At 38.4% G+C, this 18,962-nt stretch carries 13 protein-coding genes; 12 read left to right on the top strand and 1 reads right to left on the bottom strand.

The features are described 5' to 3' along the window. Positions 1-33: 33 nt before the first annotated feature. The 12 genes from RT269_RS13160 to RT269_RS13110 all read left to right on the top strand — a co-directional run bounded on the left by RT269_RS13160 (position 34) and on the right by RT269_RS13110 (position 17,076). Entirely contained in the window at positions 34-219 is a 186-nt protein-coding gene (locus tag RT269_RS13160) for a hypothetical protein (protein ID WP_313183222.1), read from the top strand. 13 nt (positions 220-232) lie between these two features. Further along, positions 233-5,149, top strand: a complete 4,917-nt coding sequence (locus RT269_RS13155) for a DUF6531 domain-containing protein (protein WP_313183220.1) — start codon at positions 233-235, stop codon at positions 5,147-5,149. Positions 5,150-5,161: 12 nt separating this feature from the next. Then, positions 5,162-5,383 carry a hypothetical protein gene (locus RT269_RS13150; RefSeq protein WP_313183217.1) on the top strand — a complete coding sequence of 74 codons (222 nt, stop codon included), beginning with the start codon at positions 5,162-5,164 and terminating at the stop codon, positions 5,381-5,383. Beyond that, positions 5,338-5,907, top strand: coding sequence for a hypothetical protein (locus tag RT269_RS13145; RefSeq protein ID WP_313183219.1), 570 nt, complete (start codon positions 5,338-5,340; stop codon positions 5,905-5,907). Before RT269_RS13150 ends, RT269_RS13145 begins: the two co-directional genes overlap by 46 nt. A gap of 206 nt (positions 5,908-6,113) precedes the next feature. Further along, a complete protein-coding gene (locus RT269_RS13140) occupies positions 6,114-6,335 on the top strand; it encodes a hypothetical protein (protein WP_313183217.1) in 222 nt (73 codons plus the stop codon). Beyond that, positions 6,290-6,886, top strand: coding sequence for a hypothetical protein (locus RT269_RS13135; protein ID WP_313183216.1), 597 nt, complete (start codon positions 6,290-6,292; stop codon positions 6,884-6,886). The genes RT269_RS13140 and RT269_RS13135 overlap by 46 nt, the downstream gene beginning before the upstream one ends. A gap of 574 nt (positions 6,887-7,460) precedes the next feature. Beyond that, positions 7,461-12,440, top strand: coding sequence for an RHS repeat-associated core domain-containing protein (locus tag RT269_RS13130; protein ID WP_313183214.1), 4,980 nt, complete (start codon positions 7,461-7,463; stop codon positions 12,438-12,440). Between the two features lie 17 nt (positions 12,441-12,457). Then, entirely contained in the window at positions 12,458-12,949 is a 492-nt protein-coding gene (locus tag RT269_RS13125) for a hypothetical protein (protein WP_313183213.1), read from the top strand. A gap of 865 nt (positions 12,950-13,814) precedes the next feature. After that, complete coding sequence (locus RT269_RS13120; protein WP_442913818.1) at positions 13,815-15,023, top strand: RHS repeat domain-containing protein; 1,209 nt, start codon at positions 13,815-13,817, stop codon at positions 15,021-15,023. Continuing rightward, a complete protein-coding gene (locus tag RT269_RS30390) occupies positions 14,909-15,250 on the top strand; it encodes a polymorphic toxin type 47 domain-containing protein (RefSeq protein WP_442913817.1) in 342 nt (113 codons plus the stop codon). Before RT269_RS13120 ends, RT269_RS30390 begins: the two co-directional genes overlap by 115 nt. Positions 15,251-15,258: 8 nt before the next feature. Continuing rightward, positions 15,259-15,690 carry a hypothetical protein gene (locus tag RT269_RS13115; RefSeq protein WP_313183212.1) on the top strand — a complete coding sequence of 144 codons (432 nt, stop codon included), beginning with the start codon at positions 15,259-15,261 and terminating at the stop codon, positions 15,688-15,690. Positions 15,691-16,296: 606 nt separating this feature from the next. Then, a complete protein-coding gene (locus tag RT269_RS13110) occupies positions 16,297-17,076 on the top strand; it encodes a hypothetical protein (protein WP_313183211.1) in 780 nt (259 codons plus the stop codon). Between the two features lie 203 nt (positions 17,077-17,279). On the opposite strand, the gene RT269_RS13105 is transcribed toward RT269_RS13110, so the two are convergent. Then, positions 17,280-18,617, bottom strand: a complete 1,338-nt coding sequence (locus RT269_RS13105; RefSeq protein ID WP_313183209.1) for an MATE family efflux transporter — start codon at positions 18,615-18,617, stop codon at positions 17,280-17,282. Positions 18,618-18,962 lie beyond the last annotated feature (345 nt).

Genomic DNA, 18,962 nt, shown 5'->3' with positions numbered 1-18,962 from the left:
AATGATTGTACAGAGATAAGGAGGAAACTAAGATTGGGAAAGAATGCAGATACAATTAAAATGGGAGGAAACCGGCAAGACTGCGGACCGTCCGTATTAAAAAAGGTCAGCAAAAACGAACCGGAATTTGATCCGGGCGTATTTATAAAAACGAAACCAGATAATTCTACATTCATCAATGGATTTGAAGCATCCTTAAAAAGTATGAATTTTAAGTAAAGGGGTGAGTAAAATGAGTAGTTCCTATTTAGTTAAAGGTGCAAAAATTAAATGTACATGTGGTTCTCAAGTGGGTGAACTGAATGTAGAAAATAAGAATGTCTGCCTGCTTAAAGTACCGATCGCAACTGTGGATGATTGTAAAACGGGTGAAAATATCCCAAGCTTTGGAATTTGTTCTCACACGGGGAAACCCTGTGTTCCAATGATTCTTGGAAAATGGCTTTGTCCCCATGAACAGACTAAGATCAATGGGACCAGTGCAATAACAACGGATTCGGCACTTGTTTGTGGTAAGGGCGGAATCATTCTTTCAGAGACAAGTGGTCAGGAAACGATCATGAAGCTTTTAAATGAAGCGGGAAAGATTTTTAAAAATCTTTTTGGTTTGAGTTGTGCTCCTTTTAGCGGGGATCCAGTCAACCTTATTACAGGAAATTACGTGCTGCAGTCTGAAGATCTTCATATTATGGGAAGTTATCCTCTCTCCTTTACACGAACTTATAATTCTCTTTCAGATGAAAATACCGTGTGCGGGAACGGCTGGAATCATAATCATCAGGTTTACCTGATCGATCATCGTGAAACCATAGAGATACATACTGGGGTTGGAGGCCAGGTCCGAACGTTTGAAAGGGCGGAAGCAGGGGATTATAAAACAAATGAATTAGCGAAGGAATCCTTACGTCTTTCAATGGATGGGTATTTCTATAAGGATATTTTAAACCAGACTTTTGTTTTTGATAAAGATGGCTTATGCAAAGAGATAAAAGATAAAAATGGGAATTCAACTATTTATACATATACAAACCGCGTTCTTTCGAAGGTTCAGAACTTATCAGGTTATTTTACATTCTCTTATAATAACGAGGGAAAACTGGCCGGTGTGAGTGATTATTCCGGACGGTCTGTTACGTTTGCATATGACAATGGCAATTTAATCAAAGCAGATAATCTTTCGGGCGGTTTTAAAGAGTATACTTATGATAAAAAAAACCGGTTAATCGAGGAAATAACACCATATGGTGTGAAAAAGGTAGTCAATGAGTTTGATAAAAATGGACGGGCAGTCAAACAGTTATTTCCCGATGGCGGAGTCATGGAGTATGAATATGATGATGACAGGACTGTATTTATTGACCAGAATAAAAACAAAATCAGATTTTATAGAGATAAATGGCAACGGGATTGCAGGATTACTTCTCATGAAGGACAGATAGAAAAGAAATATAATGAAAAACATCAATTAGCCGAAATTACGGATTACAATGGAAATAAAACCTGTTACGAATATGATCATGATGGAAATATGACTTTAATCAGGGACCCTACCGGCCATGAGACAAGAATTGAGTATGACAGAATGAAGCATCCTGTCAGATTAATTTATCCGGATGGCTCTGTTACAAGGACTGATTATAATCAAAATGGACAGATACTCCGGAATACCGATCAATTAGGACGGACGTTTCAGTATCAGTATCATTCCAAAGGCATGATAGAAACGGTCACTCATCCGGATGGCTCCGAAATGCATGTCCAATTTGATGGCAGAGGGAATATTATTGAAGTAGCAAACCCTTTTCATTCAAAGGTGAAATATGAATATGACCAGTTAAACCGCGTTGTTGCAACAATAGATGGAAATGGAAATAAAACACAGTATGTATATAATCAAAACAACGATATTGTTGAGATGACAGACGCGTTGGGATTCAGTAAAAAATATTTCTATAATAATAATGGAAAAATTACTGAGATCATAGATCAGAACGGTAATTCAACAACCTGGGAATACAATGATATGAATTGCCCTGTCAAAAAGACAGATCCACAGGGACGTGAAACCTTCCGGGAATATGATCTTATGTGGAATGTCAGCCAGCAGACAGAGGCGAATGGCGCAGTCACGAAGTATTTGTATAATAAATCCAACCGCCTGGAGAAGGTGATAGCTCCGGAAGGAGGAGAGACATCTTATCAGTATGATGGAAACGGAAACCGGATAAAAACAACCTTACCGGATGGCTCAAGTGTACTGTATAATTACGATGCCCTCAACCGAATAATTCAAATTAATTATCCAAATGAAACATCTTCTCGTTTTGAATATAATTTTTCGGGTAAAATAACCAGAGCGGTTGATCCGATGGGCGGGGAATACCACATGGAATACGATGCTGCCGGGCAAAAAATAAAGCAGACAGATCCATCTGGGAAAATCAGTAGTTTTGAATATAATGAATTAGGATTGATCACAAAGGTAACAGAACCTTTGAATCGAATTACTGAGTATCAATACTTTCCGGGTGGCAGACTGAAAAATAAAAAATTTCCTGATGGCAGTGAATTGCATTATTCTTATGATTCCAATGGCAATCTTATAGCAAAGCAGGATCACACCGGTTACCGGGTAGAATTTACCTATGATGCCCTAAACCGGATTACTTCCATTGCGAATAGCAGGGGACAAAGCAAAGCTTTTACCTATGATGGGGTCGGAAATCTCCTGTCTGTCAAAAATAATAAAGGAGTTGTAACTGACTACGAATATACGAAAAGTGGGGTGCTGCAGGCAGTCGTTGACCCTGTCGGACTGAAAACTCTTTACAGCTATGACGAAGTGGACCGCATTGTTTCTGTAAAACAAATCGCACCGCTGACCTTTGAGGAAGAACTGGAAGAGGCAAGGAATATAAATAAGCAAAAAGAGCTTTTGCTGGTACGTTATAAACGTAATTCGGAAGGTAACGTGATATGTTCTGAAAATACTGCTGGTCATGAGGAAAGATACCAAAGAGATTATTTGGGGAGAATTCTTACCCATACGGATCAAGAAGGAATGGAAACACATTATACCTATGATTCATCAGGCAATATATGCAAAATTGTATATCCGGATGGAAAAAAAGTTATGATGGAATACAATGCATTAAACCAGCTGACCCAACTGAAAGACTGGCTTGGCAGTACGACCATCCAGCGTAACAGTTCCGGAATGCCGGGTCAAATAACTGATCATCAGGGAAACACGGTTCAGTATGAATGGAATATTTATGGGAAAAGAACAAGAACGGTTTATCCGGATGGAGAAGATATTAAGTACGAATATGATGATGCCAGCCAAAAAATCAAAGAAATCCATTGGGCTGATCAGTTTGTTGAATATCATTATAATGAAGCAGGCTTTTTATCTTCCAGGAAATACAGCAATCATCAGGAGTCCCGTTATGGATATGACTCATTTGGCCAGCTAAAGAATTTGAGTCATTCTTATCAAGGCGGATTTTTAAACTATCAATATGAATATGATTCCGATGGATTGCCTGTTAATATAAACAGGATTTCAGAGGAGGGTAAGGAGAGCTTCCGATATTTTTATGATGATTTAAACCGTTTGACCGAAGTTCGGGATGGATTGCATACAATAAGAAAGTATGAATATGATCCATACGGAAGCCGTATTTTTAGGAAAAAAAATGGAATTGATACACAGTATCATTATAACGAATTGAATCAGTTGGTCAGGGAAGAAACAGTAGACTTTATCAGGCGCTATGAATATGATAAAAGAGGGAACATTCGCTGTTGCTATGAAAATGAGGAAATGCAGGATGCCTACTTTTATAATGGGAGAAATCTATTAGAAAAAATCAGGAAAAAAAATGGCACAGAAATATCCTACCTTTATGACGGTTTCGGCCAGCGTACCATGAAACAGCAAAAAGAGCATGCGGAATCAGATTTTTATGGTTATCAAAAGCCAGATGAATCCAGTGTAGAATTTATTATTGATTATGCCAGGAGCAATCATAACCTGATTGGAGAGAAATGTGATGGCATCCCCAAAAGCTATATCTGGGAACCGCAAAGTCATCATTTGACGGGATTGATTGAAGATGATAAAAGCTTCTTTTATCAAAATGATTCTTTAGGAACTCCAATGCGGTTATTAAGCCAAGCAGGTGCTGTGAGGACAAGTTATGATTATGATGAGTTTGGTAAACCGAATCGAAAAGTCTCTGGCGAATCATATTTTGGATTTACCGGTCACTATTATGAAGCTGAAACGGAACTTTACTATGCGGGTAGAAGATACTATAATTCTAATATAGGACTCTTTTATGGGCTTGACTCCGTGAAGGGGAATACCTGTGAGCCTATGACCCTGCATCCTTACCTATATTGTCTGAATAATCCATTATCGTTCATTGATCCGGATGGTGCAAGACCTGGTGCAATAGATCATGAAGATGGGACAGAGGCGCATCAATTATTGGAGGCATATTTTAAGGTCTATTATGCTGGATTGCCATATGTAGCTCGTACTGAAGAAACAATACCTGGTGGAAATCCTGAAGCAAAAACAACCAATGGCAGATACGATATGATTTTAATGTATCAAAACCAAGTAGAATTGTATGAAATTAAACCTGGAAGTCATGCAAATCCGACAGCGCATATGAATGATTTGCCACGATTTAATAGTTATTTGGCTGGTTTAGAAGATATGTATCAAGGTTACACAGTGTCTCCTGGCACAACATTTAACCCGGACCAATTGTATATACCCAGTGCACGCTATCCAGATTATTATATAAAATATTCTACTTATTATAACAGTGGTTATTCAAAGTCTTTAGATGGAACAGAGGTTAATTCTTATGCAGGATTCATTTATTGGAATTACGTAAAAAAAGATGAAGAGAAAGATAGGCACAGATATATCTGGATTCCAAACCAAAACAATAATTCTAACTCTGGCAGTAATGATAAGAAAGATGATAATGTGATACAATTTCCTGATGTCAAAGGTGAAGACGTAGCTGCAGCTGCAATTGTTGGAGCTGTATTATATGGGGCATGGTGGTTGATAAAGGCCGGAGTTACATTTAGTACCGGTTTTCCTGCGTTGGCGTGCCCATTTTAAAGGAGACTATTTATGAAAAAAAGAGAAATTATAAATAAGATTATTGGAGAAGTATTGGAACCGGAGGGATTTATTTTTAGTGAAAAAATAGATAGTTGTTGGTTTATTAAGGAATTTAAAAATAGTAAGGGAGAAATAGCAAGGCAGGTTATAGAATTTTACAGTAGTAGGTGGGAAAAAAACTATTTATGGATATTAACTGTTTTTCAGGAAGATACAGTAGTTATCGAATAGACAATTTTGTGCCGGGTTGCAGGGACGATGGACTTAAATATTCCACAACAGGAGAATATAAGCAGGCAGTTGAAACTTATGCAGATATACTGAAAAAATATGGTTTAGATTTTTTAAAGAAAATTGCTGAGCCACCGAAAGAGAATGATTATTTTAGACAAGAAGATTATTATAAGCTATTTAATGAGCATGAGAGTATGGCTCAAAAATTTATAAAAGAGCAGCAGATAGACATGGAATGTGTCAAGATAGAAGATGCAGTAAGGCTGATGAAAGATATGGTATTAGAGAAACAGGAAGAACCATTTGAGGATTGTCGGGAGTTATTTTTAGAAATGGCAGCATTTTATGGACGTGTTGTAAGTAAATACAATTCCTGTAAGTGGTTGATGAGGGATATGAAAACTCACTCTATTTGCAAACTTGAAATTGAATCTAAACGGAAACTATCTTTATCTATGCTTAATGAAATCCATTTGGCATGGAAAAACGGAGTGGACAGACTGGATTCTTTAAGAATCTAATATTTATTGTGAATTAAAAACTCTTGTTAATTTAATTGATCTGAAAGAGTGAGGTGATGCATTATTCTAATATCAGATGAGAAGACGTAGCTGCAGCTGCAATTGTTGGAGCTGTATTATATGGGGCATGGTGGTTGATAAAGGCCGGAGTTACATTTAGTACCGGTTTTCCTGCGTTGGCGTGCCCATTTTAAAGGAGACTATTTATGAAAAAAAGAGAAATTATAAATAAGATTATTGGAGAAGTATTGGAACCGGAGGGATTTATTTTTAGTGAAAAAATAGATAGTTGTTGGTTTATTAAGGAATTTAAAAATAGTAAGGGAGAAATAGCAAGGCAGGTTATAGAATTTTACAGTAGTAGGTGGGAAAAAAACTATTTATGGATATTAACTGTTTTTCAGGAAGATACAGTAGTTATCGAATAGACAATTTTGTGCCGGGTTGCAGGGACGATGGACTTAAATATTCCACAACAGGAGAATATAAGCAGGCAGTTGAAACTTATGCAGATATACTGAAAAAATATGGTTTAGATTTTTTAAAGAAAATTGCTGAGCCACCGAAAGAGAATGATTATTTTAGGGAGGAAGATTATTACAAGCTGTTTGAGGAACATGAATCACTTGCTCAAAGGTTTATAACAGAACAGCATATAGAGATGGAACATATTACAATAGAAGACGTTGTAAAATTAATAAAAGATATGGTATTAAGGCAACAAGTGGAGACATTTGATGATTGCCGGGAACTGTTTTTAGAAATGGCAGCGTTTTATGGTTGTGTGGTAAGAAAAAACTATCCATATAAGTGGATAATGAATGATGTAAGAACCCACAAAGTTTGTACACTAGAAATTGATTCTAAACAAGCCCCATCATGGCTTGTTATTACTGGAAAAATATCATTATTTGTCACTAATGACATTCATTTGGCATGGAAAAATGGTGTAGACCAGCTTGATTCCTTGATAATTTGATAGCTGCGATAGTAGTTATTACTTAATGATTCTTGAGTTTGCATTGATGATAATATGTCTTCTGGTACACATTCGATTTGGATGAATTAGATGTTGTATCAGAAGATATAAAAAAGTGAAAGCAGCAATGCAGATAAACATAAAAGAAAGAACAATAACTAAACCGGAGACGGAGGTGCGGACGTAACCTTGGATTATCAGTGTAAGTCCAACTTTACGTCCGCACCTCCTTCCCTCAGTTAATGCTTTTGCAACAGCCCCTTGAAATTTGGGCTGTACCCATGTATATGAAAAAATTTAAAAGAAGAAATCCCAGGATGCTTCTTTCATCTGATCAGCGATTATTTACATAATAATGCCTGATTAAAATAACACCGATCACATCTGCCAGAGCCCACCCAATAGGAATTGCCCACCATATCCCAACAATTCCGATCCAGTTTACAGCGGATAGCATATAAGCCAGGATAACTCTGGTACCAAGTCTTACAATGGTAAGTATAATGGATACCCCCGGCTTTCCGATCCCGCGGAACTTGCAACAAATATTGTATTTTCTATCGATCCAGTCGATATGGCAACCGGTGCATTCTGTCTGGAAACAACTGATCTGACGTTAGCAAATATGACAAAAAGCCAGTTTCGGATCCAACGGTTTTATAATTCCCGTCTGTCATGTAAGGGAATTATGGGGAAAGGCTGGAGGTTAAATTTAGAATCACGGTTATTTCTCCATGACGAGGAACAGGCAATTGATGTACTATGCTTTGACGGACATATGGAGCGGTTTTTTCTTCAGGAGGAGAACTACCGAAACAAGCGGCAGGGAGATGAGCGGTATCAATTGAGAAAGCTGCCGGAAGAAGGCTTTGTGATGATCGATATCCCAGGTGACCAGAAGTATTATTATGACCAAATGGGCCGTTTGACTGCCATCAAAGGACTAGGACAGTGCAGTACGGAGATCCATTACCAGGAAGCTCATATGAGCCAGGTTGTGACAGCATCTGGATATGTGATTGATTTTATCTATGAGGAAGATCGTCTTGTTGAAGTCAGAGAAGAATCAGGACGTGCCATACAATACAAATACGAAAATGATTATTTAACTGCAGTATGTCATGTAGATGAGGGAATAACTACCTATCAGTATGAAGAAAATTACCATATTTCTCAAGTGATAGATCAGAACGGCCATGCCTATGTAAGAAATGAATACGATGAAAAAGGCCGTGTGGTTGCCCAGTATTATTTGGATGGCAGTAAAAGCACAATCCGGTATGATCCTAAAAAAAGGGAAAATGTTGTCTTTATTGAGGCGTTGGGAAGAACCGAACGATACCAGTACAATGAGCAGTGTTTAATCACTCATAGCTTTTTCGATGACGGGACAATAGAAGAGACAGGCTACGATGAATGGACGAATAAGATCTATGAAAAGGACCGGAATGGAAATATCATCAGGAGAGACTTTAGTGTTTATGGCAATATAGTAAGGGAGGAGCTGCCTTCCGGTCAGATCTGGGAGAATGAATATGATACAGAACAGCATTTGATTGCCAGGACAGCAAATACCGGTGAGGAGTTCAGATATCGCTATAATCCTGATGGCTTTTTAGTGGAAGAAAGGACGAAAGTAAGAGAAGGTATTTGGAAGCAATCCCAATATGAACGTGATAGCTATGGAAGGATTTTAAAGAAAACAGACAGCAGAGGCAATGAGATAAGCTATACCTATGATGAAAATGGCGGGCATCTTTTACCGGAGCCCTCTCAGGTTACGGATGCGGTTGGTCAAACAACGATCTTTGAATATGATCAGGCAGGACGAAAAGTTTCTACAACTACGGAGTTTGGGACAGTAGAGTTTTGTTATAATAAGCAAAACTATATGATCTATGTCCGTGATGGAAAGGAAAATGAAACCAGAAAAACCTATGATAAAATGGGAAATATGACGGCTCTTTTCCCGCCTAATCAGGGAATCGGCGGCCATGCATGGATGTATCAGTATGATTTCTTTGACAGGGTGACTGAAACCCGTGATCCATTGGGAAATGTCTGGAAACAGGAACGGGATCTGGCTGGAAACATCATCAGAAAAATTCATCCCTGCGGTTATGCAAAGGATGGAGTGGCTGGCTATGGTACCCGTTATGAATATGATTCAGATAGCAGAAGGATTCGCACGATCTATCCGGATGGATCCGTGGAGCGATGCTTTTATGATGGCAATGGAAATTTGATCAAAAAGGTAAGGCCGGAATCTTATGATGCACAGATTGATGATGGGAAAGGGATTTGTTACCAATATGATGGTATGAATCGTCTGATTCGGATCATCGATGAGGAGGATGCGGTTCAAAAAACTTTAACGTATGATTTGGCAGGAAATCTGACTAAAGAAACTGATGCCATGGGTTATACAACCTGCCATCACTATGATCTGTTAGGGAATCGGATTGCAACCTGGAAACCAATCGAATCAACTGAAGAAGAAGTATGGTATTCGGTAAACTTATTTGAGTATGATACAGAATCGAATCTGATTTGTGAAAAGCGGGGACGCGATAAAGTCCATTATGGGGATTATGCCCTCCGTTATCATGAATTATATTTTACCTATGACAAGTTAAACCGGTTAACCGGAGTGAAAGACCGGCATGGAGCCAAAACTGTTTATCAATACAACTGTTTAAACCAGAAGGTTTATGAAAGCTTCCAGATCAGTGAAGTAGTCAAACGAATGATTTCTTATGAATATGATTCTGCGGGCAATCTGGTGAAAAAGAAAGAAGGAATCGAAGAACGGTTCTTAAAAGCAAAAGGGAAAGAAAAAACCATCTTGGCAGTTACTCAATATGAATATGATCCCAATGGAAACTGTATCATGATGATAACTCCCAAGGGGTATCAGAAGAATTGGTACTATGATGCTCTGGATCGTGTGATCAGGGAAGAAGAACAAGATAAACAGGGAGGAATCCACAGAATTTATCGGTATAAGTATGATCCGGCAGGAAATCTGTTAGAACGAATGGATCAAAGCTTAAAGGACTGTGTTTGCAGCCGCCGATACCAGTATGATCAAAAGGACAGGCTCACGCATTTCGTGGATGAAAATGGAGGGGTAAGCCGTTTTATTTATGATAAGAATGATCGTATTTTGAAGGTAGTACGTCCGGAACAATATCAGGTCGATTGTGATAACGGAGCAGGAACAGAGTTTGCTTATAACGGTCAGGATCAGGTGGTATCGGTAACAACACCAGACAAACATATACTGCATCAATACCAGTATGACCTGAGTGGAAATCTGCATTCGGCATGGACGGGTGAGACTGAATATACCGAGTACACATATAATGCAGCAGGTAAAACAGTAGGGGTCTATACCGGTAAGGGGCAGGCCGAGAAAAGAGAGGCGGCGCAGTCCTTTCAGTATGATGCCCAGGGAAATATTACAGGAGTCAGGGATGGGAATGAGAACTTGACCCAGTTTGTCCTTGATGACTGGGGGAGGATTACAGAGGTATATACGCCCGATGGAGGAATCGAACGTTATGCCTATGATTATGCCGGTAATATCATCAGTACTACTGATGCCAACGGAGGAACGATTACTTATAAGTATAATAGCTTTGGCCAGGTGTATGAACGGGTTGATCAGGATGGAAACAGTGAATATTTTTATTATGATGAAGAAGGTAGCCCAGACCTCTATATAGACCGGAATGACAATCATATTTCTACCCACTACAATATGGACAATCATCTGGTATACCGCCGGGCGGAGGATGCGAAAGGGAGGTATGCCGTTACCAATCAGTATCACTATTATCCCAACGGTAGGTTAAAAGATGCGTCAGGAGATGGAATTACCTATCAATACGATTACACAGCCACGGGTCTGTTAAGCAGGAAGGCATCAGCCGGGAGAACGTTACTGTCGTATGATTATGACAAGAATGGAAATGTAACAGAGCTGACGGATGAAACAGGGATTGCGACCCGGTATACCTACGATGTTCTTAATCGGGTCAGGGAAGTGAGAGACAGTCAAAACCATACATTTCTGGCAGCGTATCAATATACGCCGGAAGGGAGGATCAGTTCCCTTGACTATGGGAATGGAGTCAAGACAGAGTATCAATACCAGGACGATGGGCTGATTGAGCATCTGGTGACAGTAGGCTCTGACGGGAAAATACTGCTTAATTATGCATATGCCTATGACGGAAATGGAAACTGTACGAAAAAGTCAGGGGATGTTTATCAGAATGCATATGGTTATGATGTGATGAACCGTTTGTCAGAAGCAACGTATCACGGTGACACAGAACAGTTTACTTATGATCTGGCAGGGAACCGGTTAACCAGGAAGACCCAAACCGGAGAAGAACGATATGAGTATAACCGTAAAAATCAACTGACAGGGCTGGAAACAGAATCAGACCACATGGTTTATCTCTATGACAAGCAGGGGAATCTGTTGTCAGAACAGGGCAAGGAGGTCAGCCGAACCTATGCTTATGATCCTTTGAACCGGCAGTACAGCGTGACCACGGAAAACGGTGCTGCCAGCTATCGGTACGATGGAGAAGGTCTGCGTTATGAAACGGAAGAAGCAGGAAAGGTGATCCGTTTTGTATTTGACCGGGGAGAATTAGCGGCAGAAGAGAGTGGTTTGGAACAGAAACGTTATTGCCGCGGACATCATGTGGTGTCATTGCAAAGTGCGGGAGAGGATTCCCCCAACTATTTTGTGTGTGATGAGATGGGAAGTACGATATTTCTGTTAGATCAGGAACAGGAGATCAGAAAAAGCTACCATTATGACCCGTTTGGAAGTATAATAGAAACGTCAGGAAGTATAGAAAACCGAATTACCTATACGGGTCAGATGTATGATGGAATCAGCGGTCAATACTACTTGAGGGCGAGGTTTTATAATCCGAAGATCGGCAGATTTATTCAGGAGGATGCGTACCGGGGAGATGGGTTGAACCTCTATGCGTATTGTCAGAATAATTCCATTACTTACTATGATCCCAGTGGTTATTTGGGTCTGTGTCCGGCGGGGAAGAATAATCCGCAGGCAGAGCAGACTAAGGGTTCGGGCGATCCTATTAAGGGTGGGAGCGATGTTAAAATTGACACCTATAAAAACATGGTTAAAGACCCGACAGTAACAGGACAAGCACACCATTTAAGTCAAGATGCTGCATTTAGGGATGTCATTCCAAAGCAAGAAGGTTTAAGTATTGAGCTTGAAGGGAATGCTTTTACTGATATCGGTAGTCAGCATTATAATGCTCATAACTCTTTAGAAGGTTTTTGGAATAATTACAGAAAAGGCGGAGATTTTTATGGTGAAATGCCAACTGTAGGAGAATATAACAGAGCATTATATAATTCTCTGGGAAATGCCGGTATATCAAAAATGGATTCAGCTTATTCAGTGCTAGAGGCTTTCAAACAACAACGAGGATTCGGGCTTAGTAACACAGATTTCGTGCCAAGAATACCTGGTAGAATCAATCAAATTAAATAGTGTGATGGAGTGATATTATGGAAATAAGAAGCACAATGGTAGAAGAATTAGTAAATTGTAAATGGTTACAGTACTGCGGCGAGCAACAAAATGTACAGTATGATTTTGATGTTCTTTTTCAAAAGGACCATACTAAAGCAATAAAGACTATTATCTCTACGGATTGGGAAAATATTTGTCTGGAAGAAAGGGGAAATATTACTGCATATCTAGCAATTAACAACAAAAAAGAATACAACAAAAATTGGAATCAGCTTGTCAAGAAAGTAAAATTAGAGGTATTGCCTCAAATTGTAGAAAAAATCAAAGAGGGCATTTGCATAAAAAGTCTGCCCGAAAGTATTATCGATGATTTAAAATTCAATTTGATAACCATATTAATTAGTGATATATTCTCAGATTACTACAGCTCAGAATTTTACCACCAATTGTACCAAATCTACATATCGGGGCATTTACCATGTGGCTGGGATGGAGAATTTCCAAGCGGAAGAATTATTGTTTTTTAGCTTGGTAATACAGTTGGTTAAATTATGTCATGTTGATGTATGGAAGTAATAAATTTCCTTGTTAAGAAATTAAATCAATAAAATCTAATATTAAAGCATTTAAATAATAACTTTTAGAGTAATTGAATACCCAGAATACAATAAGTTTATTAACTTATTGTATTCTGGGTATTTTTACTATGACATATTATATTTTGCCAATATATTTTAATGGTTACACACCATCCATAAAACCGTGCTGATACAAAAAAGCTTCTTCTAAAGAAAGTTGGTTTATAAGAGAGTAAAATGTAATTTCCAACCAGCTCTTTCTCATTGATTGGCAACTTTTCAAATGAAGATTTCGGCCAGTAAAATTTATTCATCTTCCATTTTAGATTTTTCAGGCTGGTTTTTATGGAATGTATCAATTACATGTTGATAGTGTAAATGGCTATTGATATTCGTTCATAATGTTTCCATCCTTTAGGAATATACAATACGGAATTGTATCATGAGGTCGATACTATAAATTACTAATAATAAATTTTAAAACAATGCAAATAAACAATTGACATGATATGTAGATGTTCAGGGTGTACCTGACAAAGTCTTGGTGTATGCCAACCTTGTCACATTCTGACCAGCTTTACTGTGTCAAGCTAAGTTTCCGACCACCTCATGTAAAAGCTCCTCAAACGCCCAGCACAGCCGGGTGAAGTAGCTGTCGGGTGGTCGTTTTTGACCACCCGGCTTTCTCCTGCTCTCTTTTCGACCCGGTAATAATAGATTAAATTATGACAAGAATGGAAGTGTAACAGAACTGACGGATGTAACAGGGATTGCGACTCGGTATACCTACGATGTTCTTAACCGGGTCAGGGAGGTGAGAGACAGTCAAAACCATACATTTCTGGCAGCGTATCAATATACGCCGGAAGGGAGGATCAGTTCCCTTGACTATGGGAATGGAGTCAAGACAGAGTATCAATACCAGGACGATGGGCTGATTGAGCATCTGGTGACAGTAGGCTCTGACGGGAAAATACTGCTTAATTATGCATATGCCTATGACGGAAATGGAAACTGTACGAAAAAGTCAGGGGATGTTTATCAGAATGCATATGGTTATGATGTGATGAACCGTTTGTCAGAAGCAACGTATCACGGTGACACAGAACAGTTTACTTATGATCTGGCAGGGAACCGGTTAACCAGGAAGACCCAAACCGGAGAAGAACGATATGAGTATAACCGTAAAAATCAACTGACAGGGCTGGAAACAGAATCAGACCACATGGTTTATCTCTATGACAAGCAGGGGAATCTGTTGTCAGAACAGGGCAAGGAGGTCAGCCGAACCTATGCTTATGATCCTTTGAACCGGCAGTACAGCGTGACCACGGAAAACGGTGCTGCCAGCTATCGGTACGATGGAGAAGGTCTGCGTTATGAAACGGAAGAAGCAGGAAAGGTGATCCGTTTTGTATTTGACCGGGGAGAATTAGCGGCAGAAGAGAGTGGTTTGGAACAGAAACGTTATTGCCGCGGACATCATGTGGTGTCATTGCAAAGTGCGGGAGAGGATTCCCCCAACTATTTTGTGTGTGATGAGATGGGAAGTACGATATTTCTGTTAGATCAGGAACAGGAGATCAGAAAAAGCTACCATTATGACCCGTTTGGAAGTATAATAGAAACGTCAGGAAGTATAGAAAACCGAATTACCTATACGGGTCAGATGTATGATGGAATCAGCGGTCAATACTACTTGAGGGCGAGGTTTTATAATCCGAAGATCGGCAGATTTATGCAGGAGGATGCGTACCGGGGAGATGGACTGAACCTATATGCGTATTGTCAGAATAATCCTATTACTTACTATGATCCCAGTGGTTATATGGGGCTGTGTCCGGCGGGGAAGAATAATCCGCAGGCGGAGCAGACTGAGGGTACGGGGGATGGTCTTACAGGTAGCAATTGGGAATTCAATCCTCAAAAAATGTCGATCTCAGAGGTACCGGAAAAACATATCAAGATGGACTTGATGAAGCATTCAGGCGAACGGGAGTTCCCAAAGAAGAGTTCGAAGTGACTAAGTGGGGCACTAATGAGTACGGGAAAAGTATACCTGTAGAATGGCAAGGGCCTAATGGGGCGAATGTAAATATGGACATTCCGCAGTGGAATAATGTTAAACCTAATGGACAACTTGGAGAAGGACCACATGCGCCTCATATCGGATATCAAACTGCTGGTAAGGGAAGCAATAGAATTAGGGGACATATATTTGTAGATAGGGTTCCAGCAACTAGAAAGTAGGTGTGAATATGTTGGATTATGTAAAAGAATTAATTGAAGCAAGTAATAAGCTAAATATAGAGATTTGTCTGCTGAATGAGAATGAGGCTCAAGGGTATATTAGGGCTGTTTTAGCATTTTATAATCCCTTTAAGACAGATGGACATTTGGGTATCGGTAAAAATACAGTTTCAATACCTACAGAAAAGTATGAATTTACTTATTCTCAGTACCTTAAAGAAGAACCAGCATATGTTTTTTGGGGCCAGGATAGTAATATTGTAAGAAAATCTGTAGTAAAAGTCAATAATGCTAAAAGATTAGGAGAATTGTTCGAAAATTCATATGGTATGGAGTACTTTGTATCTAATGAAACAATGGATTACTTAATTGCTGTTAATTGGTATACAATTGAGATTGCAGGTCTTGCTACCCAATATCTATTACCACTTAATATATAGAGAAAAAGACATAAATTAAGTTTAAAATCAGATAAATTTTTATAAGGCTATAAATTTTAAAGAAATATTAACTTATTTAATTTCAATCAAAAACACAGCCTTAATTTACTGGCTGTGTTTTTGATTGCTATAATGTTCTTAAAGAATTCAATACCCTGACCCCATCCATAGACCTTATTGGAATCCAGCGATATAAAGAGTTGTAATGAATGGAAAGTTCTTTTAGCTCCTTCTTGCCATAAAGCAGATCACCTTTCACAATATTCCCTTAATTATGTGTCTGTTTTATTATACCATATCCAATAAGATGGATTTTGTCTTTTTTATTGGGCACATGTCATCTAAAAATTACATGTAAACCGTTGGTGATTACATGGAAGGGAAAAAGTGCGAAAAATGTAGTATAGTGTAAATAGCAAAGGGGAGAGAGATTGATTGTTGATATAAAAATTTAAAAAGAAACATTCACGTGTTTAAAGAAGTTAATGATGGTTTTATCAAACGTTTTGAGAAAAGTAAGGAATTAATAAAGTAAGAATCTAAAAACCGGTTAAAGTAAGGTTAAGATTCCGAGTGATTATGTAGAATCAACAGGAGGTCATAATTATGCAAACATATTTTGTACAAATGAATGAGGATTATATTAGTAAGTATTACCCAAATCGTTCCGTATTTTCTTCGGTTAATAAATCCAATCAGAAAAATGGAATAGGTATTTATGCCTTCTTTGGTATTTTTATGGTGATGTCCGGATTGGGAACTGCTTGGGGGATAATAAGTACGATGGAAAGTATAAAAGAAGGGGAGAGCGATATGGTTGCTCCAGGTTTAGTTATAATCGGATTTTTCTTTGTCATTTTTGCTCTTTCGATTTTTACAATAATATTTACTAAAAAGCGGAATAGCTTAGGGGCTGAGGGTTTGATTAAAAAAAGCGCTAAAAATAGCCAATATAGTGAAAGTGAAATTCGTGAATTTGAACTTCAGGCAATGGCTTCCGATAGCTATGTTCTTGCTCTTACTGATAAAATGAAAGCAGTATTATCCGGTCAGAAAAATGGGGTGTTGACAAGAGATTTCATCTATTTAGCTGATTTCAAAAATATTGTTATGAAACGCTGCGATATTGTTGGGGCTTTTCTTGTGGAAAGAACATTTTATATTAATGGAGATAAATATAGCCGCAAGCCTGTTAAGTATTTAACGGTTACCATTGTTTCAAATAAGAATATTCAAATTTTAGCAGAAACTTCAATAGAAGCTGGCAAAGGGCTTTTAGAGATGCTACAAGAACAAAATCCAAAGATTGATACTAAAAATTGCAGCGTCATTCAGGAAAAAGAATATAACAAATACTGTAAAATGATGCTTCCCTCTCATTCATAGTGATAGCTAAATATACATAATCCTGATACGGAAGAATTAATAATAGCTTCGGTCCGTACAATGAAGACAATAAATAATAATGAGTAAAGAATGACTACATATATCTCATTTCAGATATATGTAGTCATTTACAATTTGGGATGAACCCATGTATCTGTAAAATTTAAAAGAAGAAGAAATCTTAGGATGCTTCTTTCATCTTATCAACGATTACTTACATAATAATGCCTGATTAAAATAACACCGATCACATCTGCGAGAGCCCACCCAATAGGAATCGCCCACCATATCCCAACCATTCCGATCCAATTCACAGCGGACAGTATATAAGCCAGGATAACTCTGGTACCAAGGCTTACAACGGTAAGTACAATGGATACCCCTGGCTTTCCGATCCCACGGAATAGGCCGTAAAACATAAACAGATACCCGATCAGGCAATAAAAGCCAGCTACAATGGTAAGGTACTGCACTCCAATCCTCAATATCTCTGTTTCACTTTTATTAATAAAGATATACATCAATGGTTTTGCAGATACTAATATTAAGACGGAAATAATAACGCAGTAAATGGTTATTATTTTAACTGCGGAGCGTATTCCGGTGTAAATACGTTTTTGCTTTCCTGCACCCATATTCTGGGCGATAAAGGTAGAAAAGGCGTTTCCAAAATCCTGCACCGGCATATAAGCAAAGCTTTCTATTTTAACAACTGCAGCAAAAGCTGCCATTGCAGAAACACCGAAGCTGTTTACCAAACCCTGTATCAACAAAATCCCAAAATTCATAACTGAATACTGGATGCTGGAGAGTATGGAAAAATTGGAGATTTTTTTAATAATGCTCTTATTAAAATACAAATGCTCCCTTTTAAGATGAATCAGAGGAACTCGCAGCATGCAGAAAAGAGCAATGCCAATGGCAGAAAATCCTTGTGCAATGATTGTAGCATAGGCGGCACCTGCAATCCCCATCTGAAGTGGAACAACAAATATGATATCCAACACAATATTAATAACAGCGGATAGAATAAGAAAGATAAGCGGTACTACCGAATTACCTATGCTCCGCATAGCAGCGCTGAAGTAATTATAAATATATGTAAAGCTAATCCCATAAAAAATAATCTGCAGGTAAGTTTTTGCGTCCCTAAAAATTTCCTCAGGAATATTGATAAAGGTTAAAATCTCATCAATAAAAATGATAGAGCACACATTGATAATAACTGTAACGATTCCAATGAAAATAAAAGCGGTAAAAAAACAGTTTTTTAGTTTGTCAATTTCCTTTGCACCATAAATTAGGGAAAACACCACGCTGCTGCCCATGCAGAATCCAATAATGATAGAGGTCAATAAAACCATAACGGAAAATGAACTGCCTACTGCAGCAAGGGCATTGGAACCAATAAACTTTCCAACAATCACCGTATCCGCAACATTATATAATTGTTGAAATATGTTTCCTATGATCATGGGGATAGCAAAATTTATCATGGCCTTTGTTTCATTGCCGTTGATCAGATCTCTTGTAGTGTTCATGTTTAACTATAGAATCCTTTCAAAGTATTAATTGCGGCAGGGAAGATCAGATTGCGAACAATTACTAAAACTTCATTGTGTCATGTAACCCCTTATTTATGCAATGCATAAAGGGTATCATTAGAACCTCCTTTTGTCAATAAGTAAGGAAATAGCGATATTAGTAAAAAGGAGTCGCCAAAGCAGGAACATTGAGACTTTCTAATGGCCTTAGAAAAGGCTTTTCTTTTACCTTAACCAGGCGTTCAGAAATGAGCGTCTTTTTTTGTGCCTAAACCATGATGAAAGTGAAGCATATACAGCATCATTTTTACCAATCTTCTTATCCCGGCAGCATCCCGTTCC

The sequence above is a fragment of the Lacrimispora sp. genome (assembly GCF_032078915.1).
Lineage (GTDB): Bacteria > Bacillota > Clostridia > Lachnospirales > Lachnospiraceae > Lacrimispora.
Note: the sequence above shows the minus strand (reverse complement) of the source record. Positions and strands in the feature narration are given on the sequence as shown.

Coding starts and splice junctions, on each gene's coding strand:
- RT269_RS13150 (WP_313183217.1), top strand. CDS start 5,162: ATGAAAAAAAGAGAAATTATAAATAAGATTATTGGAGAAGTATTGGAA.
- RT269_RS13135 (WP_313183216.1), top strand. CDS start 6,290: ATGGATATTAACTGTTTTTCAGGAAGATACAGTAGTTATCGAATAGAC.
- RT269_RS13155 (WP_313183220.1), top strand. CDS start 233: ATGAGTAGTTCCTATTTAGTTAAAGGTGCAAAAATTAAATGTACATGT.
- RT269_RS13125 (WP_313183213.1), top strand. CDS start 12,458: ATGGAAATAAGAAGCACAATGGTAGAAGAATTAGTAAATTGTAAATGG.
- RT269_RS13140 (WP_313183217.1), top strand. CDS start 6,114: ATGAAAAAAAGAGAAATTATAAATAAGATTATTGGAGAAGTATTGGAA.
- RT269_RS13110 (WP_313183211.1), top strand. CDS start 16,297: ATGCAAACATATTTTGTACAAATGAATGAGGATTATATTAGTAAGTAT.
- RT269_RS13105 (WP_313183209.1), bottom strand. CDS start 18,617: ATGAACACTACAAGAGATCTGATCAACGGCAATGAAACAAAGGCCATG.
- RT269_RS13130 (WP_313183214.1), top strand. CDS start 7,461: ATGGCAACCGGTGCATTCTGTCTGGAAACAACTGATCTGACGTTAGCA.
- RT269_RS13145 (WP_313183219.1), top strand. CDS start 5,338: ATGGATATTAACTGTTTTTCAGGAAGATACAGTAGTTATCGAATAGAC.
- RT269_RS13115 (WP_313183212.1), top strand. CDS start 15,259: ATGTTGGATTATGTAAAAGAATTAATTGAAGCAAGTAATAAGCTAAAT.